31 protein-coding genes are annotated in these 24,325 nt (G+C 65.3%); 14 read left to right on the top strand and 17 right to left on the bottom strand.

The window, feature by feature from the left end; all coding sequences use genetic code 11:
- Positions 1–67: 67 nt before the first annotated feature.
- The 4 genes from pgeF to WN72_RS41560 are packed head-to-tail and all read right to left on the bottom strand — an operon-like array spanning position 68 to position 3,575.
- The gene (pgeF, locus tag WN72_RS41575; protein ID WP_092215267.1) at positions 68–835 is read right to left on the bottom strand and encodes a peptidoglycan editing factor PgeF; all 768 of its coding nucleotides are present in this window, start codon (positions 833–835) and stop codon (positions 68–70) included.
- A complete protein-coding gene (locus WN72_RS41570) occupies positions 835–1,950 on the bottom strand; it encodes a class I SAM-dependent methyltransferase (RefSeq protein WP_027563018.1) in 1,116 nt (371 codons plus the stop codon). The genes pgeF and WN72_RS41570 overlap by 1 nt, the downstream gene beginning before the upstream one ends.
- Before the next feature lie 21 nt (positions 1,951–1,971).
- Entirely contained in the window at positions 1,972–2,817 is an 846-nt protein-coding gene (lgt, locus tag WN72_RS41565; RefSeq protein WP_167380761.1) for a prolipoprotein diacylglyceryl transferase, read from the bottom strand.
- Between the two features lie 14 nt (positions 2,818–2,831).
- A complete protein-coding gene (locus tag WN72_RS41560) occupies positions 2,832–3,575 on the bottom strand; it encodes a dienelactone hydrolase family protein (RefSeq protein ID WP_027563016.1) in 744 nt (247 codons plus the stop codon).
- Positions 3,576–3,755: 180 nt separating this feature from the next.
- Here WN72_RS41560 and WN72_RS41555 point away from each other — a divergent pair, with 180 nt between their 5' ends.
- From WN72_RS41555 to ychF, 4 genes are all read left to right on the top strand, one after another.
- Positions 3,756–4,007: an accessory factor UbiK family protein gene (locus WN72_RS41555; protein ID WP_018648337.1), complete on the top strand. Its 252-nt coding sequence runs from the start codon at positions 3,756–3,758 to the stop codon at positions 4,005–4,007.
- Between the two features lie 290 nt (positions 4,008–4,297).
- The gene (locus WN72_RS41550; protein ID WP_092215265.1) at positions 4,298–5,023 is read left to right on the top strand and encodes a 50S ribosomal protein L25/general stress protein Ctc; all 726 of its coding nucleotides are present in this window, start codon (positions 4,298–4,300) and stop codon (positions 5,021–5,023) included.
- Positions 5,024–5,081: 58 nt separating this feature from the next.
- Positions 5,082–5,684: an aminoacyl-tRNA hydrolase gene (pth, locus tag WN72_RS41545; protein ID WP_092215263.1), complete on the top strand. Its 603-nt coding sequence runs from the start codon at positions 5,082–5,084 to the stop codon at positions 5,682–5,684.
- 122 nt (positions 5,685–5,806) lie between these two features.
- On the top strand, positions 5,807–6,904 hold the full coding sequence (gene ychF, locus WN72_RS41540; protein WP_092215261.1) for a redox-regulated ATPase YchF: 1,098 nt from the start codon (positions 5,807–5,809) through the stop codon (positions 6,902–6,904).
- Positions 6,905–7,017: 113 nt separating this feature from the next.
- Here ychF and WN72_RS41535 read toward each other — a convergent pair whose 3' ends face one another.
- On the bottom strand, positions 7,018–7,314 hold the full coding sequence (locus WN72_RS41535) for a DUF4282 domain-containing protein (protein ID WP_027563012.1): 297 nt from the start codon (positions 7,312–7,314) through the stop codon (positions 7,018–7,020).
- A gap of 175 nt (positions 7,315–7,489) precedes the next feature.
- Between WN72_RS41535 and WN72_RS41530 the strand changes: the two genes are divergently transcribed.
- The 3 genes from WN72_RS41530 (at position 7,490) to WN72_RS41520 (ending at position 8,766) form a co-directional block, all read left to right on the top strand.
- Positions 7,490–7,942 (top strand): MaoC family dehydratase, encoded by a 453-nt coding sequence (locus tag WN72_RS41530; RefSeq protein ID WP_092215259.1) that lies wholly within the window; start codon positions 7,490–7,492, stop codon positions 7,940–7,942.
- Complete coding sequence (locus WN72_RS41525; protein WP_092215257.1) at positions 7,942–8,421, top strand: MaoC family dehydratase; 480 nt, start codon at positions 7,942–7,944, stop codon at positions 8,419–8,421. Before WN72_RS41530 ends, WN72_RS41525 begins: the two co-directional genes overlap by 1 nt.
- Positions 8,422–8,619: 198 nt before the next feature.
- Positions 8,620–8,766 carry a hypothetical protein gene (locus WN72_RS41520; RefSeq protein ID WP_007596790.1) on the top strand — a complete coding sequence of 49 codons (147 nt, stop codon included), beginning with the start codon at positions 8,620–8,622 and terminating at the stop codon, positions 8,764–8,766.
- 36 nt (positions 8,767–8,802) lie between these two features.
- Here the strand turns inward: WN72_RS41520 and WN72_RS41515 are convergent, their stop codons facing one another.
- The 5 genes from WN72_RS41515 to WN72_RS41495 all read right to left on the bottom strand — a co-directional run bounded on the left by WN72_RS41515 (position 8,803) and on the right by WN72_RS41495 (position 12,311).
- Positions 8,803–8,940, bottom strand: coding sequence for a hypothetical protein (locus WN72_RS41515; RefSeq protein WP_167336550.1), 138 nt, complete (start codon positions 8,938–8,940; stop codon positions 8,803–8,805).
- A 171-nt stretch (positions 8,941–9,111) separates the two neighbouring features.
- The gene (locus tag WN72_RS41510) at positions 9,112–9,534 is read right to left on the bottom strand and encodes a hypothetical protein (RefSeq protein ID WP_027563009.1); all 423 of its coding nucleotides are present in this window, start codon (positions 9,532–9,534) and stop codon (positions 9,112–9,114) included.
- 336 nt (positions 9,535–9,870) lie between these two features.
- Complete coding sequence (locus WN72_RS41505; RefSeq protein WP_027563008.1) at positions 9,871–10,791, bottom strand: hypothetical protein; 921 nt, start codon at positions 10,789–10,791, stop codon at positions 9,871–9,873.
- Between the two features lie 273 nt (positions 10,792–11,064).
- On the bottom strand, positions 11,065–11,505 hold the full coding sequence (locus tag WN72_RS41500) for a nuclear transport factor 2 family protein (RefSeq protein WP_027563007.1): 441 nt from the start codon (positions 11,503–11,505) through the stop codon (positions 11,065–11,067).
- A gap of 359 nt (positions 11,506–11,864) precedes the next feature.
- Positions 11,865–12,311, bottom strand: coding sequence for a nuclear transport factor 2 family protein (locus WN72_RS41495; protein ID WP_092215255.1), 447 nt, complete (start codon positions 12,309–12,311; stop codon positions 11,865–11,867).
- A gap of 270 nt (positions 12,312–12,581) precedes the next feature.
- Here WN72_RS41495 and WN72_RS41490 point away from each other — a divergent pair, with 270 nt between their 5' ends.
- The 3 genes from WN72_RS41490 to WN72_RS41480 all read left to right on the top strand — a co-directional run bounded on the left by WN72_RS41490 (position 12,582) and on the right by WN72_RS41480 (position 13,604).
- Positions 12,582–12,830: a hypothetical protein gene (locus tag WN72_RS41490; RefSeq protein WP_092215253.1), complete on the top strand. Its 249-nt coding sequence runs from the start codon at positions 12,582–12,584 to the stop codon at positions 12,828–12,830.
- 87 nt (positions 12,831–12,917) lie between these two features.
- Entirely contained in the window at positions 12,918–13,097 is a 180-nt protein-coding gene (locus tag WN72_RS41485) for a hypothetical protein (protein WP_027563004.1), read from the top strand.
- A gap of 117 nt (positions 13,098–13,214) precedes the next feature.
- Positions 13,215–13,604, top strand: a complete 390-nt coding sequence (locus tag WN72_RS41480) for a hypothetical protein (protein ID WP_092215251.1) — start codon at positions 13,215–13,217, stop codon at positions 13,602–13,604.
- Between the two features lie 82 nt (positions 13,605–13,686).
- Here WN72_RS41480 and uvrB read toward each other — a convergent pair whose 3' ends face one another.
- The 4 genes from uvrB to WN72_RS41460 all read right to left on the bottom strand — a co-directional run bounded on the left by uvrB (position 13,687) and on the right by WN72_RS41460 (position 18,291).
- Positions 13,687–16,644 (bottom strand): excinuclease ABC subunit UvrB, encoded by a 2,958-nt coding sequence (gene uvrB / locus WN72_RS41475; RefSeq protein ID WP_027563002.1) that lies wholly within the window; start codon positions 16,642–16,644, stop codon positions 13,687–13,689.
- A 93-nt stretch (positions 16,645–16,737) separates the two neighbouring features.
- A complete protein-coding gene (locus WN72_RS41470) occupies positions 16,738–16,965 on the bottom strand; it encodes a hypothetical protein (protein WP_027563001.1) in 228 nt (75 codons plus the stop codon).
- Positions 16,966–17,014: 49 nt separating this feature from the next.
- Positions 17,015–17,239: a hypothetical protein gene (locus tag WN72_RS41465; protein WP_027563000.1), complete on the bottom strand. Its 225-nt coding sequence runs from the start codon at positions 17,237–17,239 to the stop codon at positions 17,015–17,017.
- Between the two features lie 137 nt (positions 17,240–17,376).
- Positions 17,377–18,291, bottom strand: coding sequence for a LysR substrate-binding domain-containing protein (locus tag WN72_RS41460; RefSeq protein ID WP_027562999.1), 915 nt, complete (start codon positions 18,289–18,291; stop codon positions 17,377–17,379).
- Between the two features lie 305 nt (positions 18,292–18,596).
- Here WN72_RS41460 and WN72_RS41455 point away from each other — a divergent pair, with 305 nt between their 5' ends.
- A complete protein-coding gene (locus WN72_RS41455) occupies positions 18,597–19,376 on the top strand; it encodes a sulfite exporter TauE/SafE family protein (protein WP_092215249.1) in 780 nt (259 codons plus the stop codon).
- A gap of 13 nt (positions 19,377–19,389) precedes the next feature.
- Positions 19,390–19,620: a hypothetical protein gene (locus tag WN72_RS41450; protein WP_092215247.1), complete on the top strand. Its 231-nt coding sequence runs from the start codon at positions 19,390–19,392 to the stop codon at positions 19,618–19,620.
- A 32-nt stretch (positions 19,621–19,652) separates the two neighbouring features.
- Here the strand turns inward: WN72_RS41450 and WN72_RS41445 are convergent, their stop codons facing one another.
- Together WN72_RS41445 and WN72_RS41440 are read right to left on the bottom strand one after the other, a co-directional pair.
- Complete coding sequence (locus WN72_RS41445) at positions 19,653–20,228, bottom strand: SCO family protein (protein ID WP_244553725.1); 576 nt, start codon at positions 20,226–20,228, stop codon at positions 19,653–19,655.
- Positions 20,229–20,251: 23 nt separating this feature from the next.
- The gene (locus WN72_RS41440; protein WP_092215243.1) at positions 20,252–21,367 is read right to left on the bottom strand and encodes an MBL fold metallo-hydrolase; all 1,116 of its coding nucleotides are present in this window, start codon (positions 21,365–21,367) and stop codon (positions 20,252–20,254) included.
- A gap of 193 nt (positions 21,368–21,560) precedes the next feature.
- Here WN72_RS41440 and WN72_RS41435 point away from each other — a divergent pair, with 193 nt between their 5' ends.
- Entirely contained in the window at positions 21,561–22,259 is a 699-nt protein-coding gene (locus tag WN72_RS41435) for a glutathione S-transferase family protein (RefSeq protein ID WP_027562994.1), read from the top strand.
- 191 nt (positions 22,260–22,450) lie between these two features.
- Here WN72_RS41435 and WN72_RS47340 read toward each other — a convergent pair whose 3' ends face one another.
- Complete coding sequence (locus tag WN72_RS47340; protein ID WP_028146510.1) at positions 22,451–22,654, bottom strand: cysteine-rich CWC family protein; 204 nt, start codon at positions 22,652–22,654, stop codon at positions 22,451–22,453.
- Positions 22,655–22,768: 114 nt separating this feature from the next.
- Here WN72_RS47340 and WN72_RS41430 point away from each other — a divergent pair, with 114 nt between their 5' ends.
- Entirely contained in the window at positions 22,769–24,325 is a 1,557-nt protein-coding gene (locus tag WN72_RS41430) for a DUF1800 domain-containing protein (protein ID WP_092215241.1), read from the top strand.

Below are 24,325 nucleotides of genomic sequence, written 5' to 3'. Positions count from 1 at the left end.
TCAGGTGCGCAATTGCGCACCATATTCTCGCTACGCGAGCCCCGAAATGACAGGGTTGCCCTTGTGTTCACCCCTCCAGCGCGATCGCGTGGATGTGGCGGCCGTAATCCGGCTCCTTGCGATGCACCGAGCGGCGGTAGCTGAAGAAGCGCTCATCGGCGTAGGTGTCGAGGCCGAGATCGTCGATCATCAGGATGCCGGCAGCTTCGAGCCGCTTGCGGATGAAGCCGGCGAGATCGAACATCGCGTGTCCCTCGCGCACCGAGGGGATGAAGAACATGGCATTGTCCGCATCGGCCTCGATGAAGCGCGCCACGAACTCGTTGCCCACCTCATAGCTCTCCTGCCGGATCAAGGGGCCGATCGCGGCGATGATGCCGCCGCGCGTGGCGCCGAGTTTTTCCATCGCCGAGATCGTTGCTTCCAGAACGCCGGTGAGCGCACCCTTCCAGCCGGCATGCGCGCCGCCGATGACGCGCGCGTTGGGATCGACGAACAGCACCGGGCCGCAATCGGCGGTGGAGACGCCGAGCGCGATGCCGGGCGTGTTCGTCACCAGCGCGTCGCCCTTCGGGCGCGGCCCGCTCGGCCACGGAAGTTCGGCAACGCGCACGTCGGGCGAATGGATCTGGTGCAGGCTGAGGAAGCGCTCCGGCGCGACGCCGACATGCTCGGCCATGCGGCGGCGGTTCTCCGCGACGAGGGCCTGATCGTCGTTGGAGCCGAGCCCGCCGTTCAACGCGGAATAGATGCCGCTGGAGACGCCGCCCTCGCGGGTGAAGAAGGCGTGCCGCAGGCCGGGCACCGCCGAGAGCAGCGACGAAGTGAGAGTCATCAATTGCCTCCGGCCTGCTCGAGATCGCTGAGGCCGGCAATGCCCGACAGCCGAGGCTCGGAGATGCCGAGCACCTTGAACATCGAGCCCATGCCGCTGCGTCCGGTATCAGTGAGGCGCTTCAGCGCCACGGAAATGTCGGTGGCGACTTCCGGCGTCGCCTTCTGCATCAGGGCGGCGGCGCGGGTGTCGATGCCGACGCGCTTGAGGAAGTCGCCCTGCGTCACCGGACCGTGGACGCGCGCGCCGACGTCTTCCGCCGCACGCGCTAGCGCCTGGAAGTCGACATGGGCGGTGACGTCGGCCTGTCCCGGCGCCTTCAAGGGATCGGTGAAGGTGTGGCGCGCGATCGCCTGGAAGGTGTCGCCGGCATCGCTGCGCAGATGGCCGTAGTCGATGATCAGTGCCGCCCCGTCCTGGTCGCGCACGCGCGTCGCAAGCTTCATGATCTCGGCATCCGGCCGCCATTCGAACACCGCGCCAACGGGGGCGGCGCGCACCAGCGGCGGCAGCAGCACGTCGAAGCGTGGCGTCGGCTCGGCCGCCGCGCCGAATTGAAGCTTGCCGTTGGGGTCGAGCTCGATCACGCGCTCGTGCCAGCCGTTCTCGTAGCGAACCATCTGGTGAATCGGCAGCACGTCGAAATATTCGTTGGCGAGGATGATGCTCGGCCCCTCCGGCACGTCGTCGATGCTGTCGTGCCATTCGATGTTGCGCACGCCTTGCAGCGTTGCACTTTGCCGATCGCGCAGCACGGGATTGACCTCGACCATGTGGACATGGAGAGCCTGGTAGAGCGGCGGCAGCACGCGCAGCGCACGGAGCGCATCCGCCATCATGGTGCCGCGGCCGGGGCCGAGCTCGATCAGCCGCAGGAATTGCGGGGAGCCCATCTGCTTCCACACCGAGGCGGTCCACAGGCCCAAGAGCTCGCCGAACATCTGGCTGACCTCCGGGGAGGTGGTGAAGTCGCCTTCACGTCCGAGCGGGTCACGCGAGACGTAGTAGCCGTAGCGCGGATGCATCAGGCACAGTTCCATGTACCGCCAGACCGGCATCGGGCCCGAGGATTTGATCAGCGCCTTGATCTCGTTGAGGAGCGGCTGGTCGGTCACGGCGTGCTTTCTCGAAATGAATTAACGAACGACCTTGATCGGCCCCGGCGCACCGCGCCTGATTGCCCATACAATAAGTATGCCCCCGACAATAAGCATCGGGATCGACAACAGCATGCCCATGGTTAACCCGCCCCAGAGGAACCCGAGCTGGACGTCCGGCTCGCGGAAGTGCTCGCCGGCGATCCGGGTCAGGCCATAGATCAGGATGAAGGCGCCGAGGATCATGCCGGGTCGCTTCAGGGCACCGCAGCGGATCATGATCGCGAGCACGGTGAAGAGCAGGATGCCCTCCATGCCGGCTTCGTAGAGCTGGCTTGGATGGCGTGGCAGCTGGGTGGGATCGTTCGGGAAGATCATCGCCCAGGGCAGGCTGGGATCGGTGGCGCGGCCCCACAATTCGCCATTGATGAAATTGGCGATGCGCCCGAGCAGGAGTCCGATCGGGGCGACGGCGGTGGTGATGTCGCCGAGCGACAGGATCGAGATGCGGTTGCGATAGGCGAACCACATCACCGCGATGACGCAGCCGAGAAAGCCGCCATGGAACGACATGCCGCCCTCCCACAACCGGATGATCGCGGCGGGGTGCTCCATGAAGAAGGGCAGATTGTAGAAGAGCACATAGCCGGTGCGGCCGCCGAGGATGATGCCGAGCGTGACCCACAGGATGAAGTCGTCGATCTGCGCCAGCGAGATCGGCGCCGGCCCGCCCCACAGGCGCTCGTTCTTCAGCAGCGAGCGCGCATAGAGCCAGCCGAACACGATGCCGCAGATATAGGCCAGCGCATACCAGCGGATCGCGAACGGGCCGATCTCGATCGCGATCGGCTTGAAGGCGGGGAAGTCGATCAGCAGAAAGGGCATCAGGCCTTCTATGTCTAGACAAGATTGCGGCGATAGAGCGCCAGCAGGCGCTCCCAATGCCGCTCGGCGGCGTCGCGGTCGTAGACCGGGCGCTTGGGAAAGGCAAAACCGTGATGCGTGCCGGGATAGATCTCGACCTCGGCCTTCGTGCCGTTCTTGGCGCCGCTCATGCCCTGCCTGACCTTTTCGATGACCTCCATGGGCGCATAGATGTCGGTCTCGGCGCAGGCGAAATAGAGTTCGGCCCTGGTCTTGCTTGCTGCAAGATGCGGGCTGTCGTCCTGGTCGGTTGCGAGATGGGTGCCGTAGATCGAGGCGGCGGCCTTGACCCGATCGGGGAAGTGCGTGGCGGCGTTGACCGCGTAGCGGCCGCTCATGCAATAGCCGACGGTGCCGACGATTTTCGTGTTCGCTGCGGCCTGGCCCTCGGCGTAGGTGAGCAGGGCGCGGGTGTCGTCCATGATCATGGGAATGGTGAGCGAGCCCATCAGGGCGAACATGCGCTTGCGCTCGGGCGCGTTCGGATCGGCCGGCAGCGCGCCGAGCTCCATCACGCCGGAGCGGTAATAGAGGTTCGGCAGCATCACGTAATAGCCCGAGGTCGCGAGCCGGCGTGCCATGTCACGCAGCTCCTCGCGGATCGCCGGCGCGTCCATGTAGAACAGGATGACCGGAAACGGCCCGCCACGTTCGGGATGGGTGATGAAGGTTGCGGTGTGGCCGTCCTTGGTCGGGATCGCGATCTGCTGGTCGATCATCTGTTCGATCCTTTCTTGCACCTTCTGATTCTTCTTATGCCGGGACGTTGAATACGATTGCAAGGAAACCGGGGCATGACAAGGATACCGCCGCTTCGCCCTTGAACCATCAGGTGCGGATTGCCATTGTCTTTCCGAGCGTTCGCGCAAAGTTTATCGGAAGACCGCCAGGAGACCGACATGACCCAGACCAGCAACCGGTTTTTCGACGAGATCGGCCGCCTGATGAACGACGCCGCCGGTGCGGCCCAGGGCGTCAAGCGCGAGTTCGACACGGTGATGCGCACGCAGGCCGAAAAATTCCTCCGCGACATGGACCTCGTCAAGCGCGAGGAGTTCGAGGCGGTCAAGGACATGGCGCGCCTCGCCCGCGAGGAGAACGAGGCCCTGAAGGCGCGGATCGCGGCGCTGGAGGCCAAGCTCGGCGGGTAACGCCTCTCGGTGTCATTCCGGGGCGCGACAAAGTCGCGAACCCCGGTGCGCAATTGCGCACCTGGGAATCTCGAGGTTCCGGGTTCGATGCTTCGCATCGCCCCGGAACGACGGGTACGGGATGGCAACCCACCCCCGCAAAAAATCCCCGCATTTCCTTGTCATTTCCGCATCTTCCGGGTAAAAGCCCGCCACGTCCGCGGCCCCCGCACCCCTGGAGGCTTGCTGCGGACTATGCCATGGGCCGCGCTGCGGCCCATTAACTTTTGCAAAAACAAGGACTTAACGACATGGCGACGACCGTCAAGGAATTGAAGGCGACCGCACGTCCGAAGAGCGGCAAGGGGGCCGCCCGGGCTGAGCGTCGCGCCGGGCGAGTGCCCGGAGTGATCTATGGTGACAACCAGCCCCCGCTGACGATCTCGATTGCAGATCGTGAACTGCGCCAGCGCATCCTCGCCGGCCGGTTCCTGACCACGCTGGTCGACATCGACCTCGACGGCAAGAAGCACCGCGTGATTCCGCGCGACTATCATCTTGATCCGGTCAAGGACTTCCCGATCCATGTCGACTTCATGCGTCTTGGCGAAGGCGCCACCATCCGCATCAGCGTGCCCCTGCACGTGGTGAAGGCGGAAGGCTCCCCGGGCGTGAAGCGCGGCGGCACCGTCAACATCGTCGCCCACGCGATCGAGCTCGAATGCGGCGTCGAGAGCATTCCGCAGTACATCGAGGCCGACGTCGGCTCGCTCGAAATCGGTCACTCGCTGCATCTGTCGGACGTCAAGCTGCCGGCCGGCGTCAAGGCGCTGACCCGTGAGGACGCGACCCTCGTCACCATCGTGCCGCCGTCCGGCTACGCCGAAGAGCAGAAGGCTGCGGCTGCGGCTGCTGCTGGTGGCGCGGCTCCGGCTGCGGGCGCTGCTGCTCCGGCGGCTGGCGCGGCTGCTGCGGCGGCTGGTGCTGCTGCTCCGGCGGCTGCCAAGGCTCCCGCCGGCGGCGACAAGAAGAAGTAATCTCTCAAAGCTGGCGCGCGGTCTCTGGCCGCGCGCCGAGCGAGGGGCGCGCCGCGTCATGCGACTCTTTGTTGGGCTCGGCAATCCCGGCGCGAAATACGCACGTAACCGGCACAATATCGGCTTCATGGCCGTCGACGAGATCGCGCGGCGTCATGGTTTTTCACCATGGCGCCGTCGTTTTCAGGGCGAGACCTCGGAAGGTGCGCTCGGCACTGAGCGCGTGATCCTGCTCAAGCCCACGACCTACATGAACGATTCCGGCCGCAGCGTTCAGGAGGCCGCGAGCTTCTTCAAGATCGCGCCGGGCGACGTCACCGTGTTTCACGACGAGCTGGAGCTGCCACCGGGCAAGGTGCGGGTGAAGATCGGCGGTGGCATCGCCGGCCACAACGGCCTGCGCTCGATCTCCGCCCATATCGGCAACGACTATCGCCGGGTGCGGCTCGGCATCGGTCATCCCGGCGTCAAGGAAATGGTGCACGGCCACGTGCTGTCGGACTTCGCCAAGGCCGACAACGACTGGGTGACGACGCTCTGCGACGCGGTCGCCGAGCACGCCGCACTGATCGCCAAGGGCACGGATGCGACCTTCGCCAACAGGGTGCATCTCGCCATGCAGGCGAAGGGATTTTTGAAGGACGAGAACGGCAAGGAATGACACTTGTCATCGCCGGACTTGATCCGGCGATCCATCCCTTCGAAGACGATGGATGCGCGGGTCAAGCCCGCGCATGACGAACTCGGAAGACATTGACGCGCGGAGCGCGGAGGCCAGGACTTATGGGATTCAAATGCGGGATCGTCGGATTGCCCAATGTCGGCAAGTCGACCTTGTTCAACGCGCTGACCGAGACGGCCGCGGCGCAGGCCGCGAACTATCCGTTCTGCACCATCGAGCCGAATGTCGGCGAGGTCGCCGTGCCCGATCCGCGGCTCGACAAGCTCGCGGCGATCGCCAAGTCGGCGCAGATCATCCCGACGCGGCTGACCTTCGTCGACATCGCCGGCCTCGTGCGCGGCGCGTCCAAGGGCGAGGGCCTCGGCAACCAGTTTTTGGCCAACATCCGCGAGGTCGACGCCATCGCGCATGTCGTGCGCTGTTTTGAAGACTCCGACATCACCCATGTCGAGGGCAAGATCGCCCCGCTCGCCGACATCGAGACCATCGAGACCGAGCTGATGCTCGCCGACCTCGACAGCCTCGAGAAGCGCGTCGACAACCTCACCAAGAAGGCCAAGGGCAACGACAAGGACGCCAAGGAGCAGCTCGACCTCGTCAACCGCACGCTGGTGCTGCTGCGCGACGGCAAGCCCGCGCGTCTCGTCGAGCGCAAGGCGGAGGAGGAGCGGGCGTTCTCCATGCTCGGCCTGTTGTCGTCCAAGCCCGTGCTCTACGTCTGCAACGTCGAAGAAGGCTCCGCCGCCACCGGCAACGCCTTCTCCAAGGCGGTCGAGGAGCAGGCAGCGAAGGAAGGCGCCGTCGCCGTCGTCATCTCCGCCAAGATCGAATCCGAGATCGCCACCATCTCGCGTGAAGAGCGCGCCGACTTCCTGGAGACGCTGGGTCTTGAAGAGGCGGGCCTCGATCGCCTGATCCGCGCCGGCTACTCGCTGCTCCAGCTCATCACCTATTTCACGGTGGGCCCGAAGGAAGCGCGTGCCTGGACCATCCATCGCGGCACCAAGGCGCCGGGCGCGGCCGGCGTGATCCACACCGACTTCGAGAAGGGTTTCATCCGCGCCGAGACCATCGCGTATGAGGACTACGTCGCGCTCGGCGGCGAAGCCGGCGCCCGCGATGCCGGCAAGCTGCGCCTCGAAGGCAAGGAATATGTCGTCGCCGACGGCGACGTGATGCATTTCCGGTTCAATACGTAAGCCCTGTCATTCCGGGGCGCGCGAAGCGCGAGCCCGGAATCCATCGCGCCTCAGAATGATTGGATGAATGGATTCCGGGCTCGTGTCTTCGAGGCGCCCCGGAATGACGGGGGCTACCGCATTCCGCCGCCCTGATCTCGGATCGCGCCGAGATGCTCGTTGATGCGGAATACGATCAGGATCAGCTCGGCGGCGATGCGCGAGAACACGACGCCGACGACGACGCTGGCGATCGACGACAGCAGCACTAGGAAGCCGCCGAACGGGCTGATGGCCATCGTCGCCAGACCCGAGAAGACGCCGGAGAGGCCGAACAGGCAGATCAGCGCGATCACCAGCCAGTAGAAGGTCTTGATGATGGTCGGCGTGATGAAGCGGTCCCATTGAAACAGGTCGCTGAATGAAAACATTGCTCTCCCCAGGGCAAATCGGGACTTTCGGATCGGGACGTCACTCGGGCCTCGGCCTTGACCCGACTCAAATCAAGACAGCCGCCTCCTATGTAGCACGAGCCATGCGGGCCGGCGGGTTGAGATTGCCGCAAACTGCGGCCACAATCTGTCATTTCCGCAACGCACTCCCAAGATGACCCTGACCTTCGAAGACTTCCCGCCCGGCCGGTACGGCACATTCGGCCCGCGCCATGTCACCCGCGACGAGATCCTGGCCTTCGCCGCCGAGTTCGATCCGCAGCCGATGCATCTCGACGAGGAGGCTGCCAGCAAGAGCATGCTGCGCGGCCTGTCCGGCTCCGGCTGGCACCTGTGCTCGCTGATGATGCGGATGATGGCCGACGGCTTCATCACCCGCGCCGCCTCGCTCGGCTCGCCCGGCGTCGACGAAGTGCGCTGGCTCTCGCCGCTCAGGCCCGGTGATGATCTTATGCTCGACGTCGATGTCGTGGAGGCGCGCGCCTCGAAGAGCCGCCCCACACTCGGCATCGTCAAGTTCAAATGCACCGTGCGCAACGCGGCCGGGCAGGCGCTCTGCGAGATGACCTCGCCGATCCTGATCAAGCGGCGCGAGGGAGCGGTCTGATGCGGTTCTTCGAAGACATCGCGATCGGCCAGCGCCGCGAGATCGGCGCCTATACGTTCACGGCGGAGTCCATCAAGACGTTCGCCGCAAAGTTCGATCCGCAGCGCTTCCACCTCGACGAGGAAGAGGGCAAGAACTCGCTGTTCGGCGGGCTCGCTGCTTCCGGCTGGCATGTCGGCTCGGCCTGCATGAGCCTGCTTGTCGCGGATGGCCAGCGTCTGGCGCGGGAAGCCGCAGCGCGCGGCGAGGAGGTCGCGGTGTGGGGCCCGTCGCCGGGCTTTCGCGATTTGCGCTGGATCAAGCCGGTGCTCGCCGGCGATACGGTCTCTTACGTCAACGTCGTCATCGACAAGCGCACCTCCGCCTCGCGCCCCGGCTGGGGCATTTTGACGGCCCAGACCACCGGCACCAACCAGCGCGGCGAGGAAGTCTATTCCATCACCGCCAGCGCCTTCGTGCCGATGCGCGCGAAGGCTTAGATCTGTTCCAGGATGAACGGGCAAATGAGTGCGCGAGTGTTGCCCGCGCGCTATGGACGCGATTCCGGGCGGCTGCCATAAGCCTGCTCAACATGGTTACCCGCGAAGCAGTCGGCGGAACCATCGAGTTGCTAACCAATTATGAACCTGTCGCTGTCTAATTGAAACGAAATGGGCAGAGAACAGGGGACGAGGACCATGGCAGACCGCGGCGCACTCAAGCTGGTCGGATTCATTTTTGCTACCGCCACGCTGGCCGTGATGCTGGTTGCCGGCATGGTGGTGAAGGGCTATGCCGACGGCGCCTACACCCTGGAAGCCTCAACCGTGGAAGCGGCCCGGTAAGATCTTAAATCTTCGCGGCCGGATCCGGCCTTCAGCTTAGCGGCTATAGACGAACGCCAAGATGGCGATCGCAACCACGAGCAGCCCGACAAAGCGCAGCATGATCGTGCCGAACTGGTTCGGCGCGGGCCGCAGCGGGATGGGGTCCGTGTTGTCGGGCCGAATGCTTTCCATCTGAGATGTCCCCGGCCCGGCCGTGACGGCACGGGCGCTTGGCATTGGTCGCCGGGGAGGGGGAGAGGGTTCAAAGTGGACTCTCGTGTCCGGGGCACGAGACCTGCACGAATCAAAACCGCCGCGCTCCCTTCCGGGAACGCGGCGGCCACTGATGCTTGAAGCTGGCGCTTAGCTGTTGCGCAGGCCGTCGGCGGCGCGCTTCCACTGCGCGACGTTGTCGGAGATCATGCGGGTCGACTTCATCGCGGCCTGGCTGAGCTGGGCGTAGCCGGAGATCTCGCGCTGGACGCGCTGGCCTTCGGCATGGAGCAGGTCGCGCAGGCTCTCGAGCTCGGAGATCAGGTTCTCGATCTCGGCGAGCGAAGTGCCGGCGACGCGCTGGATCAGCGAGTTGACATTGGTGACGGTGGCCTCCGCGCTCGGATCGAGCGGCGGCGCGTCGGTGGTCGGCGTCGCCGGCCGGCGCAGATAGGCGATGTCATTGCGGACGAAGTCGCGGATGCCGGCCTCGACCTCGGTCACGGCGGCGAGGTCGGTGTCGACCGTCTCGGTCTCGGTGGATTCGATCTTTTCCGGACGAGTAGCGTTCATCGTTGTTCCCCTGATCGCGTTGAGCGCAGCGCGAGTGTCCCCCGCACGACGGCGTTCTGTAGGCTGACTAGGGCGCCCGATTTTGGCCGCAACTGGGCCAAGATGCGGCAAGGGCGGACCATTCGGGGGCTTTGCCGTGGCGTATGGTTAGGGAAATGTGAACGGCTGCTGTGAAGATGATCCTATCCCCTCATGGTGAGGAGCGCGAAGCGCGCAGCGGACGATGCTGCGCATCGCCGCGAGAACCATGCGGGCCCCGCCGCTGCGGGGCCTCGATCCTTCGAGACGCGCTCCTTCGGAGCGCCCTCAGGACAAGGGGAAAGAGTGGGGCTAGGCCTACCAGCTCTTCTTGAAGCCCGCCGTCACGCTCTTGTTGATCGCGCCCTGCGAGGTCTCGCCGACCGAGCCGGAGACGGTGACGTTGTCGAACAGCTTTTGCTCGGCGCCGACCTTGCGCAGCCATTTGTCGTCGGTGGTCGACAGCGACTGGCCGGCGCTGATGCTGGTGCCGGTGTCGGTGATGGTGACCTTGGCGCTCTGGTCGGTCTCGTAATTGCGCGTGATGTGGCCGCCGATGCCGGGCACGGCGGTGGTGCCCTGCTGGTTGACGCTGTAGCCGTTCTGCAGCGTCAGCGACGTGTCGCCCGACAGCGGCATCGACTTGGTCAGCGATGCCCCGAGCTTGCTCTGTTCGGAGCCGGGATCGACACGCGCTTCGACCGCGGTCTTGTCCCAGATCGCGCCCGCGCCCGGCGCGGTCGCGGTCGCCCAGGCGCTGCCGGAGGATTGCGGCAGGCTGCCGCCATTGGCGGCCTTCTGCGCCAGCAGCTCGGACATCGTCCGCGGCTCGCTCGCCACCGTCATGTCGGCGCCGATCCTGGTGTCCCAGAACTCGAACACCGACTGCTTCACGGTCACCGCGGAGGAGCCGTTGGCGTTGGCGTTCGACGACCAGTTCAGCCCGTTATTGGCCGTGGCCTGGGCGCGTTTCTTGGCGGCGATGATGTCGTTGAGCGTGCCGGCGTCGATGGCGAGCTGGCTCCAGTCGAGCTTGTCGACGTCGATGCCCTTCATGATGTCGGGATCATTGACGCTGGGGGCCTCCGCCGTCTCGGCTTCCTCGTCGTCGGGCGCTGCGGCCGGGCCGGGGGAGAAGGGCGGAATGATCTGCGCCGAGACCGTCAGCACCGAGCCGACAATGAACGCGGCCGCCAGCACCGGCAGCCTGGTCCAGCCAAAACCTGTCGAGAATTCCATCGTCCTGCCCGCGAGCCCCGGCGCATGCCGTCCGCCAATAATATAAGGCGGCCTTCGGTGATGACCATGCGCCATTCGGTCCGCAGGCATAGATGCTGATCTATCGTTGCGAAATTGTGGCAACTCGCGCGGACGCGAACCAACGGGCCGCGCGAAAAGGCGCGCGCCCGATGACGAGCTCGTGACACGACGGCATCCGGCGGGGCTGGAAGCCAGGACGTCGCGTCAAGCGTCGTCATCGATCCCGAAAAGCGGGGCCCGTTGGCGTCCCCCTCAGCCGGCGCTGGTCATCTTCGGCAGATGAATGGCGCGGCCGAGTGCCTGCTCGACCAGGTCGAAGGTGTCGATCAGCACGCGCATGCTGATCAGCTTGCCTGCCTTGAACTGGGCGAATTGGGCGACCCGCAAGGAAATCGGCTTGTTGGAATCGAGCGCCGTCAGCGAATAGCGCAGCATCGAGGCGGCGGAATCCACGCCCAGCATGATGCTCTCGCGGTCGAAGCGACGGACCTGGAAATTGTCGGCGAGCTGGCGGATGACCTCGAGCACGGCGTCCCGGCCCTGGCGTGCGCCGAGGAATGGAAACATGTCGATGGGACCATAGAGCGCCCACTCGACGTCCTCGTCGATCAGGGACTCGATGTCCTCGAAATGCCGGTCGTTGATCGCGCGATGCAACGCACGCGAAAAACGCCAGAGGCTGTGCTCTGTCATTTGGGGCAGTCCTGAAGCTGGCTTGCAGAAAAAACGGAAAACGGCCCCATGCACCGCAATGTGCCCCGGGGCGTTCAACTCATTTGTATGCGAACAAGGTAAGGGATTTCGGCCAAAACGCAATTCACGTTTTCGCAATGCACAATTGATGGCGTTTTGTGAGATTTACAATAGAAGCCCGTAGTTTTCCGGTTTCTGCTTCACCTCTCCCCGCAAGCGGGGAGAGGTCGGATCGCTCTTGCGATCCGGGTGAGGGGGTACAGGTCTCATTGCGACCTGATGCGTGGAGAGAGCCCCTCACCCCCACCCTCTCCCCGTAAGAACGGGGCGAGGGAGCGCAGCGGTGATCGCCTCGACACTCAATCCACCCGCCGCCCCATGATCAGCGGCCCGATCTCGCGCTCCAGCACCTGCTGCACCAGATCGTAGGAATCGATGATCTCGCGGATCTGCGAGACCTGCCCGCCGCGGAAGGTGTAGAATACCGCCATGTCGAACTGCACGATGCGGCCGTTGCTGCGCTTCTTGAAATAGCTGTGCATGTAGGTCGCGACCTCGTCGCCGTCGGCGAGGATGTGCGGCGCCTTGTAGCGGATCTCCGAATAGCGCGACCAGATCGTCTGCCAGAGCTCGCGCAGCTCGGCCTTGCCGTGCCGCGGCACCATGTGCGGCAGCACGTCGATCGGCGCATGGGTGAGGAAGTCGACGTCCTCGGTGCAGCACGACAGCGCGGTCTCGAGATCGCCGCGCGCGAAGGCGTCGAGCAGATGCAGCACACGCTGCCTGTTCAGCTTTTCAACCGTCATGCGGCGCCGCCTTTCCTCGGCCGTGGATTGCAAACGCTATCGCGCCGCTCGCGCGCGCTTCAATCCGCAAAAACACAGGGCACAAGGTATGACGCGCGAGCGCAATACCCGGTTCATGGGGTGCAATTGTGGATTGCGTTTGCATCCGCATGCGCGAATTCGGCCGCACCCGGTGACACCCTGCGCACACCGGCGGGCGCGCCGCGCCAGGGAACCCGGGCCCGCTTGCACTCGTTGAGAACTAGACATCGCATCCGGAGACAACGATCCATGAAATCCCCGCTTCTCGCCATCGCCGCCGCACTTTTGATGCTTGGCGCGAGCTCCGCCGCCAACGCCAAGGGCTGCATCAAGGGCGCCGTCGTCGGCGGCGTCGCCGGCCACTATGCCGGCCATCACGGCATGCTCGGCGCCGCCGCCGGCTGCCTCTACGGCCGGCATCATGCGAAAGAACAGCAAATGCAGCAGGAAAGGCAGCGACAACAGCAGGGGCAGCTGAACGGGCAGGGCAAGCTGTAGGCGGAAAACCGCGTTCCCCGCCTTCTACTCGGCATGCCCTGATGGTAAGTTCCGCTCACAAACGCTGGGGTTGAGCGGAAGCGGGCGATGGATATCGTGAAGTATCGGTGGGGTGTCGTCCTCGCCACCTTGCTCCTCGGCTTCATCGTCGCGTTCGTCGTCAGCGTCTTCCGCTCGCGAGGCGTCAAATACAATTGGCTCGGCGTCCTGCTGTCGTTCTCGACAATGGGCCTCGCCATCTACCTGGTGTTCTTCCGCCAGCTCTAAAGCCGTTCGCCTCACCCTCCGCCGTGGGAAGGGTTGCCGCCATTGGCGTGACCCATCTCACATCACGCCCTCGCCGGTGCGGATAGCGTCATGTGCATGTCACCAGGGAGACATGCCATGGCCGCCACCATCGCCGCCGCGAGAAAGTCCCGCCTCCACAACGCGCTCGAAGGCCTCGCGCTGACCGCCACGCTGCAGAGCTTCCCGACCTTCGCCGCCGCGGCCTTCCTGCTCAAGCTGATCGGCAACCACGACCTCGTCGGCGACCCCGGCGTCGCCATCTTCGTCGCTATCGCCTCGCTGATGCACGCGCTGCTCGCGGTGACTCTCGGCCCGAGCTTCCCCGGCTTCTTCAAGACTGTCTACGAACCGAAATTCTTCGAGGCCCATCTGTCGCTGTCCGACAAGATCACCGCCTGGCGCACCCAGCCGGTCGCGTCACTTCAGCTCATGACGATCGTACTGCTGCTGTCGGTGATGGCGGTGGTGACGGCGAGTGTGGGGTAAGGGGACATCTCTCCGCCGTCATTCCGGGCGCCGCAAAGCGGCGAGCCCGGAATCCATAGCCACGACTGGCGCCGCTGCGTCCCTACCGCTTCTTCCAGCCCCCGCGTCGTCCCGGCGCTCCACCCGTCGACTTCGGCGCGGGCCCGAACTCCGGCCCGGACTGCCTTGAGTCCGTCGGCTGGATGATCCGGCTCGTGCTGCCGAACGGCTTTGACGGTAGCGTCTGATTGGCGCGATAGGGCAGCGATTCCGGCCCGTGCATCTCGTCGAGATGCGGCTTGTGCACCCGCGATCCGCTGCCTCCGCCGCTGGCTTTCAGCGCAGAGCTCACGGTCTTTTTCTTCATGGCACTCACCGGCAGGTTCGCGGCGTCGCCATACTTCTTCGCTCCCGCATAGGCGCCGGCCTTGCCCGCGACGGCGCGCTGCTTCGCGGTCGGGTCGTCGACCACCGCAAGCTCTGTCGCGCGCAGGCGCTTGACTTCGTCGCGCAGGCGCGCGGCTTCCTCGAAGTTCAAATCGGCAGCGGCCTCGCGCATCCGCGTTTCCAGATCGGCGAGCACGGCTTCAAAGTTGTGGCCGATCGAGATGACGTCGTCGGTCATGTCGTGGCCGCCGACCTCGACAAGCACGTGGTCGCGCTCGTAGACGGAGTTGAGGATGTCGCCGATCTGCTTCTTCACGCTCTCCGGCGTGATGCCGTTGGCGTTGTTGTACTCGACCTGTTTTTCGCGACGCCGATTGGTTTCCGCAATGGCGCGCTCCATCGAGCCGGTCATGCTGTCGGCATAGAGGATCACCTTGCCGTCGACGTTGCGCGCGGCGCGGCCGATGGTCTGGATCAGCGAGGTCTCGCTGCGCAAAAAGCCTTCCTTGTCGGCGTCGAGGATCGCGACCAGCGCGCATTCGGGAATGTCGAGACCCTCGCGCAGCAGGTTGATGCCGACCAGCGCGTCGAACGCACCGAGACGGAGGTCGCGGATGATCTCGATGCGCTCGATGGTGTCGATGTCGCTGTGCATGTAGCGGACGCGAATGCCCTGCTCGTGCAGATATTCGGTGAGGTCCTCCGCCATGCGCTTGGTGAGCACCGTGATCAGCGAGCGATAGCCGGCCTGCGCGGTGGCGCGGACCTCGCCGACGAGATCGTCGACCTGGGTGCGGGCGGGGCGGATGTCGACAGGGGGATCGATCAAGCCGGTCGGGCGGATGACCTGCTCGACAAAGACGCCGCCGCTCTCGTTGAGCTCCCAGCCGCTCGGCGTCGCCGACACCGCAACCGTCTGCGGCCGCATCATGTCCCACTCCTCGAAGCGCAAGGGGCGGTTGTCCATGCAGGATGGCAGGCGGAAGCCGTATTCGGCCAGCGTCGCCTTGCGGCGGAAGTCGCCGCGGAACATGGCGCCGATCTGCGGGATGGTGACGTGGCTCTCGTCGGCGAAGATCAGCGCGTTGTCGGGGACGTATTCGAACAGCGTCGGCGGCGGCTCGCCGGGGCGGCGCCCGGTGAGATAGCGCGAATAGTTCTCGATGCCGGCGCAGCTTCCGGTCGCCTCCATCATCTCGAGGTCGAACGTGGTGCGCTGCTCCAGTCGCTGCGCTTCGAGCAGACGGCCTTGATCATGCAGCTGGTCGAGCCGCTGCTTCAATTCGAACTTGATCGACTTGATCGCCTGCACCAGCGTCGGGCGCGGCGTCACGTAGTGGGAATTGGCGTACATCTTGATGAATTCGAGCTCATCCTGCTTGTGGCCGGTGAGCGGATCGAATTCCTCGATCTGTTCGATGGTGTCGCCGAACAAATTCACCCGCCAGGCGCGGTCCTCATAGTGCGCCGGGAAGATGTCGATGACGTCGCCGCGCACGCGAAACGTGCCGCGGGTAAAGTCGGCCTGGGTGCGCTTGTACTGGAGTGCGACGAGGTCGGCGATCAGCTGGCGCTGGTCGATGCGCTCGCCCTTCTTCAGCGCGAAGGTCATCGCGGTGTAGGTCTCGACCGAGCCGATACCGTAGATGCAGGACACCGACGCCACGATAATGACGTCGTCGCGTTCGAGCAGCGCGCGCGTCGCCGAGTGGCGCATGCGGTCGATCTGCTCGTTGATGGACGAGTCCTTTTCTATGTACGTGTCCGTGCGAGGGACATACGCTTCAGGCTGGTAGTAGTCGTAATAACTGACAAAATACTCGACCGCGTTATCAGGAAAAAAGTTCTTGAACTCGCCATAGAGCTGGGCGGCGAGCGTCTTGTTCGGCGCCAGGATCAGCGCGGGGCGCTGCGTCGCCTCGATCACCTTGGCCATGGTGTAGGTCTTGCCGGAGCCGGTGACGCCGAGCAGCACCTGCGAGCGGTCGTTGCGCTCGATGCCCTCGACCAGCTCCTTGATCGCGGTCGGCTGGTCGCCGCGCGGCTCGTAGGATGACTTGATCTCGAAGCGCACGCCGCCTTCGGACTTTTCCGGGCGCGGCGGGCGATGCGGCGTCCACACCTTCATGGAGCCGTCGTCCTTGCGGAACTCCGGCCGTCCTTCGCGGATCAGCGATTCCAGCGCGTCGGCGGTCGCCTTGACGCCGAGCGCCTCCATCTTGGAACGTGGCGGGCGCGCCAGCGCTTCCGCGTCGTCTTCTTCGGTGGGCAGGCCAAGCTGCCGCGCCAGTTCCGGATCGAGCGTCGGGATCGTGGCGGCAGTGCCGTAATTGGCTTGTGGCGCCTCGTCGAAACCTTCGGTCGAGGCGCGCGCCCCCGGCGGCTGCGGATTGGGCCGCAGCGGCATCGGCCGCGTCGTGTCCTGCGGAAACTCCTTCGGCGTCGAGGCGCGCGCGCGATGCGCGGCGGCCTCGCCCCCGGCGCGGCGGTCGCGCGAATTGTCCGGCGGCGGCTGCAGCCCGGTGCCCGATCCCAGCCCGGCATCGCCGCGATTGATCGCGGGATTGAGCAGCTCGGCCAGCGCCGGCCCGATCGGCTGCACATCGGGTCGATGCGCTTTGGAGTTCGGGGCCTTGGTTTTGGGGGATTTTGGGGGAGCAGGTTTCTTCGCCATGAGGCGAATATGGGACGAGTCCGGCTCTCAGGAAAGGGCGAATGCCCGGCTCCGTTCAGGCTGCTGACAGCAGGTTGGCAGCAGGCCGCGATGTCACGCGGCCGGCCGCGGGCCCTTGTCGTCGCCGGCCTGATGCGGCTTCAGGATGTCGAGATGGATGCCGCCGCAATCGGTGCAGCGCATGGCCCAGTACTCGCATCCGGCGCGGCCGGCGATCACACGGAGCACCGTGAGATCGCCGTCGCATTCCGGGCATTTCGACAGCACGCTGCGGGCGTAGATCCGAGGCCGCGGTGTGTCTTCGAATTCCATCACTGACATGACCGGTTCCCTGTCTTACCTCGCTGCAGCTGTTCCCTCGGAAATCCGCTTATTCGTCGTCGCTGTCGGCGCGCCGGCGGAAGCGATCGATGTGGTGCTTGGCGTCGGCGATCGCGGCGTCGCGGTCGGGCCAGGCGAAGCCGACTTCCATGGCCGGAAACAGCACGCCGTCGATGGCAAGCGGGCTGAAATCGGCGCGCCGGATACGGGCGTGCCAGAGGCCTTTGCCGGCCTCGAAGGATTCAATGTCAAAGCCGTCGTAGATGGTCGTCATAGGTAGTCCCCAAATGCTCGTGTCGGAGGGTTAGAGGACCACGTTTGAGGATTTCGGTATGTGAAGCCGTTCACATGCAGTCCAGCTTTTTCACCCGAACGGGTGAGGGCTAGAGCGTTTGAGCGAGTGGAACGGAACTAGCCGCGTGCGGCCGCCCGGCCCAGCCGCCGCGGGCGGGCGGCGGGTTCCGACGCGGCGCGCATGATCCAGCGGCGGAACGCGGCGAAGTCGCGCTGCTCGGTCTGAAAACTGCGATAGAGGAGATACCAGCGCATGCCCTTGGGCACCGAGAGATCGAATGGCGCGACCAGCCGGCCAGCGGCGATGTCGTCGTCGATATAGGGCCGGATGCCCATGGCGATGCCGAGCCCGTCGGCGGCGGCCTGCAGCGCCTGGCCATAGAACTGGAACTCGGGGCCGCGCGGATTGATGCGCGTGAGGTTCGCGGCCTTCAGCCAGATCGGCCAGTCCTCCGGCGAATGTTCGACACGGATCAGGGTCGGGCCCTTGAGATCGGCCGGGCGTTTCAACGAGGTGGCGAGGCGCGGCACGCAGACCGGCGTGAGGTCGCCGGCGAACAGCGGCTCCGCGACCAGCCCCGGCCAGTCGCCGGTGCCGAGCTTGATGCCGCAGCTCCAGTCCTCGCCGAACGGCACCGAGGCGCCGCCGGTGGTGAAGCGCACTTCGATGTCCGGCTCCTCGCTGCGAAACTCCGACAGGCGTGGGATCAGCCAGCGCATCGCGAAAGTGTGGCCGACGCCGATGGTGAGTACGCGCATGCCGGAGGGCGCCGTCACCTGCGCGGTGAGGCTGGCCAGCGCATCGAAGATCGGCGTCAGCCCGCTCTGATAGGCGCGGCCGGCCTGCGTCAGCACCAGCCTGTTGGCCTTGCGCTCGAACAGCGCGACGCCGAGCCGCTCTTCGAGCAGATGCACCATGCGGCTAACCGCGGCCGCCGACACGCTGAGTTCGAGCCCGGCCGCAGCAAAGCTGCCGGTCCGCGCCGCCGCCTCGAATGCCTTGATGCCGTTGAGAAACAGCAGCCGCCGCAAATGACTGACCCTCAGGAAAGCTGATGCCAGGCCAAGATAACTCAGTTTGCGGAGGGGGAGCAAGCGAGGCACAAGAATGGGAGTAATTCAGGCTGATTTGTTGAAGGCGGGCGCGGTCCCTTCGCCTCTCCCCGCGCGCGGGGAGAGGCCGGAATTTGCGCAAGCAAATTCCGGGTGAGGGGGACTCTCCGCGAGTCTCACTGCTTCCGTCCCTGCAGAGACCCCCCTCACCCCACCCTCTCCCCGCAAGCGGGGCGAGGGAGTGAAACAGCGTGCGTCCCTTACTCGCCACACCGGAGATACTCGTGACGCCCTTCATGATCGCTGCCCTTGGATTGCTGATGGTCGCCACCGCGTTCCTGTCGGGGCTGTTCGGCATGGCGGGCGGGCTGATCCTGATCGGCGTGCTGCTCGCCCTGATGCCGCTGCCGACTGCGATGGTGCTGCATGCGATCACGCAGATGGCCTCGAACGGCTGGCGCGCGTTCCTGTGGCGGGCGCATATCCGCTGGCGGCCGGTCGCGAACTACATGGTCGGCGCTGCCATTGCGCTCGCGGCCTGGTCGATCACGCGCTACGTGCCGGACAAGCCGGTCGCGCTGCTGATGCTGGGCGCGACGCCATTCATGGCGCGGCTGCTGCCGGCGAACATCAAGCCGGACCCCGATAGGCTCTGGCAGGGCACGGTCTACGGCACGATCTGCATGGGGCTGATGCTGATGACCGGCGTGTCCGGCCCGCTGCTCGACACCTTCTTCCTCGGCGGCGATTTCGGCCGGCGCGAGAAGGTCGCGACGAAAGCGATGTGCCAGCTCGTCAGCCATTTCACAAAACTGATCTATTTCGGCGGCGTGATCGATCAGGCCGCGAGCCTCGATCCCGTGCTCGCGGGCGTTGCGATCACAGCCTCCATGCTCGGCACCACGCTGGCGCGGCGCATCCTCGAAGCCATGACAGATCAGCAATTCGTGGCCTGGTCGAACAAGCTGATCACCACCATCGCCTGCTACTATATCGCCTATGGCGGCTGGCTCCAGCTTCGCGCGCCGGTGCTGGCCGCCTTCGCCAAAGGTGGCCTGCAGTAAAGGGAGGTTTGCAATGAGCGAGACCGCCGATCCGCTGGTGCTGGATTTCGTCGAATGGGTCGCGCGCGAGCCGCGCGCCTATGCCGAGGTGATTTCGACCTGGAAGACCTCGTGCCCGCGCCTCACCATCTGGGAGGACGCCGCTGAGCGCGGCTACGTCGCCCGCGAGACGCTGCCCGGCATTGGGCTCGTCATCGCCGTGACCGAAGGCGGCGAGAAATTGTTGCGCACGAACGGGCGGTGAGCACGTTGCTTCGACTTGCTCCCGCCGGAGTGCTAGCGCGAAGGCGCCGCCAGTCGGGGCCGGATGATCTCGACCATGCGCTCGGCCGAGGTGCCCGGCGGAAAGAAGCCGAGATATTTTCCGTCGCGATCCATGAGATAGATGAAGGACGTGTGGTCGACCGTGTATTCGCCGGCGTCCTTGCCGATCGGGATCTTGGCAAAATAAACCTTGTAGGCCTCTGCCGTCGCCTCGATGGCGTCGAGGCTGCCGGTCAGCCCGAGCAGCCGCGGATGAAACAGCGGCACGTATTCGGCGAGATGCTCAGCCGTGTCGCGTTCGGGATCGAGCGTGATGAAGACCGGCTGTACGGCGTCGGCGTCCGGGCCGAGCTGCTCGAGCGCCTGTCCGATCGCCATCAGGTCGGTCGGGCAGACATCGGGGCAGTAGGTGAAGCCGAAATAGACCAGCATCAGCCGCCCGCGAAAGTCGCGGTCGCTGCGCGGCTTGCCGGTCTGGTCGATCAGCTCGAACGGGCCGCCGACCGGCTCCCGATTCCACATCAGGATGTCCATGGTCTCCGCAGCCGAGCGCGCCTGCGCCACGCCCGCGCAGGCGAGCGCCAGCATCGCGCAAAGCCAGGCGCCTCGCATCACAGCCCGAAGGTGAGGCGGCTGCCCGTCGTCGTCACCACCACCTTGCCCTCCATCTGGGCATTGGCTTCCTGTGCGAAGTTGAGGCCACTGCAATGCATGGGCACCACGACGTCAGGATTGAGCGCCTTGATCTCGCTCACGACCTGCGTGAGGTAGTCCTTGGGCGCCGGGCCGAGATGGAAGCCGCCGACGATGGCGTGCACCTTCTGAATGCCCGACACCTCCTGCGCCTGCTTCACCGAGTTGACGATGCCGACATGGCCGCAGGACGAGATCACGACGAGGCCGAGATCCCGCACGTTGAAGCAGGTGGCGTGCTCGTGGATGTGCTCGTCCGGCACGATCTTGCCCTCCATCTCCGCGGGCAAATAGTGGCCGACATTGCAGCCCAGCCCGTCCTTGATGCCGAACTCGACCAGGGTGTTCGGCAGCACGCGCTCGCTGCTGCGGCGGGTGATCTTGCCGGTGGTGAAGGCATGGTCCGCGATCACGGTCGGCGTTTCGCACAGCACGGTCGTCACCTTCTGCGCCGCGAGCTGGCGGCGGTCGAGCGTGCCGAAATCGGCGAACTGCCCCTGCGTCGGCGTCGGGTTGACGCGGTGGCAGAAATTATCCTCGCCGCCCGCATAGAGCTTGAGGTCGGCGGGCAGCTTGTCGCGGAACTTGTCGAGGAAGCCGTTCAGGCCGCCGAAATGATCGTAATGGCCGTGGCTGACGATCAGCGCGTTGAGCTTGGCCGGATCGACGCCGATCAGCGCCATGTTGTTGAGCAGCACCTCGGGCGTGTAGCCGTAGTCCAGCATCAGCGTGCGCTGGTTGCCGCCGCCTTCGGATTCCAGCCAGAGCGACAGGCCCCATTCATTGTGCAGCGATTTGCGGAAATCGCCACCGCGCGCGGCCGGTGCGATCGAGACGCCGTTGATCTGCTTGGGGCGGAAGAACAGGTCGAAGCTCGAATCCACGAGAACGCGGACCGAAAGCTTGTCGACGGTCGGAACAGCCATCGGCGCAGCGTTCGCGATCTCGACACAGGTGAAGGCATTTGCGGCCGCTGCTCCCGCGAGTGCCGCCGAGCCGAGCAGGAAATCGCGCCGTGGAATGGTTCTGGTCATTGCAATGCCTCCCGCTGTTTGAAATGCCCGAGCTTAAGTCCAATCCGGGACCGGCTCAACACGCAGCAGCCGGTCCGGCGCGAGGGCCAGCGAGGCCGTCGGGTCACACCCCGGCACCGGCGACGGGACGGCTTTCTTGCGCTCCCTGCCGTGAAGGCTACTGTGCTCGGCAGTTGCAGCAATGGAATTGATCATGTCACTCAAACTGTTCGAACTCGTCGGCACCGACGCGGCGCGCCCCTTCAGCCCGTATTGCTGGCGCACGCGGATGGCGCTAGCGCATAAGGGCCTTGCGGCGGAATCGCTGCCCTGGCGCTTCACCGAGAAGAGCGCGATCGCGCCGCACGGCTCGGAAAAGGTTCCGGTGCTCTTGCATCACGACAAGCCGGTAATCGATTCCTGGGCGATCGCGAATTATCTCGAGGACAATTTTCCGGATCGCCCATCGCTGTTCGGCGGTGAGGGCGGCCGCGCCATGGCGCGCATGCTCAATGCCTGGGGCGACATCGCCATCGTCGGCGGCATCTTTCCGCTGATCGTCGCCGACATCCCGCACAATCTCGCCGACGTCGACGCCGCCTATTTCCGCCAGTCGCGCGAGGCGCGTTTTGGCGGCAAGAGCCTGGAACAGGTGATGGCGAACCGCGATACCGGCGTGGTCGCGTTCCGCAAGTCGCTGGAGGTGATGCGGCAGACCCTGAAGAAGCAGCCCTTTATCGGCGGCAGCGCGCCGAACTATGCCGACTACATCGTGTTCGGCGGCTTCCAATGGGCGCGGGTGACGAGCCCGTTCAAGCTGCTCGAAGCGGATGATCCGGTCTACGCCTGGCGCGAGAAGCTGCTCGATGCGTTCGACGGCATGGCGCGCAAGTCGCCGGGGCACGCGGTGTAGGGCACACTCTCTCCACTGTCGTCCCTGCGAACGCAGGGACCCATACCGCGTGATCTATCGAGCGTGCTTGGTATGAGTACCGAGCGACGGTCTTTCGCCAAACTTCTCCCTGTGGTTATGGGTCCCTGCGTCACGTGCGCAATTGCGCACTGGGCAGGGACGACAGCTAGGGTGTGGTGGCCTTCTCGCACTTAACGAGCAGCGCTCGCCGCGCCCGCCGCCTTCCGCAAACACTCCCGGCACAGACAATCCTCGCCCTCGACCGGCATCGGCAGCTTTGCGGTCTCCTCCGCGCACCAGCAATTGCCCGAGAGGTCGCAGCCGAACTCGGTGCCGCAGCGGGAGCAGGTGAGGCGGCGCGGTTCCGGCGCCGGGGATTCTTTCGGGATTGTCATGATTTACGCAAAAGCTTCGGCGTCATTTTCATGTCGGGTTCATCTGCCGCTGCGGTATATTAGGCGCCGCGCACGTTTCAGGAAAGCGGTTGGCAAGGCGCGAAGGACAAATCGATGGCCCGCGATTCGCAAGCCGCCCTCGTCGCGCTCAACCGCTTCGGTTTCGGCGCCCGCGGCGGCGCATCCGGCGATCTCATCAATGCGGCCTCCGATCCCAGAGGCTTCGTGAAGGCGGAACTGGCGCGCCCCAACGGCGTGCTGCTGGAAGCGCCGGGCCTGCAATCGACGCCGCAGCTCGGGCAGGCGGTGTTTGCCTATCAGGACCAGGTCAAGCAGGCGCGTGAGGCGGCGAAGGCCGCCGCGCCCGCTGAAGCGCCACAGCCGGCGCCGGCCGACCAGAAGCCGGGCCTCCGCAGAAACCTCTCGCTGAATGCGGTCGCAACCGAGATTGCCGGCCAGATGACGGAGGCGAAGCCGGCCGACACTGCGGCGAAGCCCGAGATGATGCAGCCGGGCGCTGCCGCGCCGCCGGCCGCAAAGCCTGCACCGCAGCCGCTCAACGTCATCCAAAAGACCTTTCGCGCCGAGGCGCTGGCGCGGTTGCAGCGCGCGACGCTGGTCGAGTGCGGTTTCACCGAGCGGCTCGTCGTGTTCTGGTCCAATCATTTCTGCATCTCCGCCAGCAAGGGCGAGCTGGCGCGGATCTGGGCCGGCGCGTTCGAGCGCGAGGCGATCCGCCCGCACGTGCTCGGGCGCTTCGCCGACATGTTGAAAGCCGTCGAGCAGCATCCGGCGATGCTGTTCTTCCTCGACAACCAGCAATCGCTCGGCCCGGATTCGCGCGCGGGGCAAAACCGCAAGCGCGGGCTGAATGAAAATCTCGCGCGCGAGATCATGGAGCTGCATACGCTCGGCGTCGGCGGCGGCTATACGCAGGAGGACGTCACCTCGCTCGCGCGCATCATCACGGGGTGGACCTTTGCCGGGCGGCAGGGGCAGCTCGGCACACCAGGCTCCTTCGTGTTCAACACCAATGCGCATCAGCCCGGCCCGCAGGTGCTGCTCGGCAAGACCTACGAGCCGGCGGGCCTCGCGCAAGGCGAGGCCGCGCTCGCCGACATCGCGCGCCATCCCTCGACCGCGAATTTCATCGTGACAAAGTTCGTCCGCCACTTCGTCGCCGATGATCCGCCGCCGGCGCTGGTGGCGCGGCTGCGCGACGTCTTCGTCAGGACCGATGGCGACCTCAAGGCGCTTGCGACCGCGCTGGTCGATTCCGACGAAGCCTGGAAAGCGCCGCTGACCAAGATGCGCAGCCCTTACGATTTCCTCATCGCAAGCGGCCGGCTGCTCGCGCGCGTGCCGGAGGATCCCGGCGCCTACCTCAACAATCTCAATCTGCTGGGACAGCCGCTGTGGTCGCCGGCCGGCCCCAACGGTTTCCCTGACACCAGCGCCGCATGGGCTGCGCCGGAAGGCATCAAGCTCCGGCTCGACATCGCCGCGCAAATGGGCGCGCGGCTCGGCAACAACATCGATCCGCTCGACCTGCTCGAATTTGCCGCGGCGGATGCGGCGTCCGTCGAGACGCGCAAGACCATCGAGCGCGCGGAGTCGCGCCAGCAGGCGCTGGCACTCTTGCTGATGTCGCCGGAAATGCAGAGGAGATGA

It is taken from the genome of Bradyrhizobium arachidis (genome assembly GCF_015291705.1).
Classification (GTDB): Bacteria; Pseudomonadota; Alphaproteobacteria; order Rhizobiales; family Xanthobacteraceae; genus Bradyrhizobium; species Bradyrhizobium arachidis.
This window is presented reverse-complemented; position numbering and strand designations above follow the sequence as displayed.

Bases quoted from the DNA above. Each gene is read 5' to 3' on its own strand.
- pgeF (WP_092215267.1), bottom strand. From the start codon at position 835: ATGACTCTCACTTCGTCGCTGCTCTCGGCGGTGCCCGGCCTGCGGCAC.
- lgt (WP_167380761.1), bottom strand. From the start codon at position 2,817: ATGCCCTTTCTGCTGATCGACTTCCCCGCCTTCAAGCCGATCGCGATC.
- WN72_RS41560 (WP_027563016.1), bottom strand. From the start codon at position 3,575: ATGATCGACCAGCAGATCGCGATCCCGACCAAGGACGGCCACACCGCA.
- WN72_RS41555 (WP_018648337.1), top strand. From the start codon at position 3,756: ATGACCCAGACCAGCAACCGGTTTTTCGACGAGATCGGCCGCCTGATG.
- WN72_RS41550 (WP_092215265.1), top strand. From the start codon at position 4,298: ATGGCGACGACCGTCAAGGAATTGAAGGCGACCGCACGTCCGAAGAGC.
- pth (WP_092215263.1), top strand. From the start codon at position 5,082: ATGCGACTCTTTGTTGGGCTCGGCAATCCCGGCGCGAAATACGCACGT.
- ychF (WP_092215261.1), top strand. From the start codon at position 5,807: ATGGGATTCAAATGCGGGATCGTCGGATTGCCCAATGTCGGCAAGTCG.
- WN72_RS41535 (WP_027563012.1), bottom strand. From the start codon at position 7,314: ATGTTTTCATTCAGCGACCTGTTTCAATGGGACCGCTTCATCACGCCG.
- WN72_RS41530 (WP_092215259.1), top strand. From the start codon at position 7,490: ATGACCCTGACCTTCGAAGACTTCCCGCCCGGCCGGTACGGCACATTC.
- WN72_RS41525 (WP_092215257.1), top strand. From the start codon at position 7,942: ATGCGGTTCTTCGAAGACATCGCGATCGGCCAGCGCCGCGAGATCGGC.
- WN72_RS41520 (WP_007596790.1), top strand. From the start codon at position 8,620: ATGGCAGACCGCGGCGCACTCAAGCTGGTCGGATTCATTTTTGCTACC.
- WN72_RS41515 (WP_167336550.1), bottom strand. From the start codon at position 8,940: ATGGAAAGCATTCGGCCCGACAACACGGACCCCATCCCGCTGCGGCCC.
- WN72_RS41510 (WP_027563009.1), bottom strand. From the start codon at position 9,534: ATGAACGCTACTCGTCCGGAAAAGATCGAATCCACCGAGACCGAGACG.
- WN72_RS41505 (WP_027563008.1), bottom strand. From the start codon at position 10,791: ATGGAATTCTCGACAGGTTTTGGCTGGACCAGGCTGCCGGTGCTGGCG.
- WN72_RS41500 (WP_027563007.1), bottom strand. From the start codon at position 11,505: ATGACAGAGCACAGCCTCTGGCGTTTTTCGCGTGCGTTGCATCGCGCG.
- WN72_RS41495 (WP_092215255.1), bottom strand. From the start codon at position 12,311: ATGACGGTTGAAAAGCTGAACAGGCAGCGTGTGCTGCATCTGCTCGAC.
- WN72_RS41490 (WP_092215253.1), top strand. From the start codon at position 12,582: ATGAAATCCCCGCTTCTCGCCATCGCCGCCGCACTTTTGATGCTTGGC.
- WN72_RS41485 (WP_027563004.1), top strand. From the start codon at position 12,918: ATGGATATCGTGAAGTATCGGTGGGGTGTCGTCCTCGCCACCTTGCTC.
- WN72_RS41480 (WP_092215251.1), top strand. From the start codon at position 13,215: ATGGCCGCCACCATCGCCGCCGCGAGAAAGTCCCGCCTCCACAACGCG.
- uvrB (WP_027563002.1), bottom strand. From the start codon at position 16,644: ATGGCGAAGAAACCTGCTCCCCCAAAATCCCCCAAAACCAAGGCCCCG.
- WN72_RS41470 (WP_027563001.1), bottom strand. From the start codon at position 16,965: ATGTCAGTGATGGAATTCGAAGACACACCGCGGCCTCGGATCTACGCC.
- WN72_RS41465 (WP_027563000.1), bottom strand. From the start codon at position 17,239: ATGACGACCATCTACGACGGCTTTGACATTGAATCCTTCGAGGCCGGC.
- WN72_RS41450 (WP_092215247.1), top strand. From the start codon at position 19,390: ATGAGCGAGACCGCCGATCCGCTGGTGCTGGATTTCGTCGAATGGGTC.
- WN72_RS41445 (WP_244553725.1), bottom strand. From the start codon at position 20,228: ATGCTGGCGCTCGCCTGCGCGGGCGTGGCGCAGGCGCGCTCGGCTGCG.
- WN72_RS41440 (WP_092215243.1), bottom strand. From the start codon at position 21,367: ATGACCAGAACCATTCCACGGCGCGATTTCCTGCTCGGCTCGGCGGCA.
- WN72_RS41435 (WP_027562994.1), top strand. From the start codon at position 21,561: ATGTCACTCAAACTGTTCGAACTCGTCGGCACCGACGCGGCGCGCCCC.
- WN72_RS47340 (WP_028146510.1), bottom strand. From the start codon at position 22,654: ATGACAATCCCGAAAGAATCCCCGGCGCCGGAACCGCGCCGCCTCACC.
- WN72_RS41430 (WP_092215241.1), top strand. From the start codon at position 22,769: ATGGCCCGCGATTCGCAAGCCGCCCTCGTCGCGCTCAACCGCTTCGGT.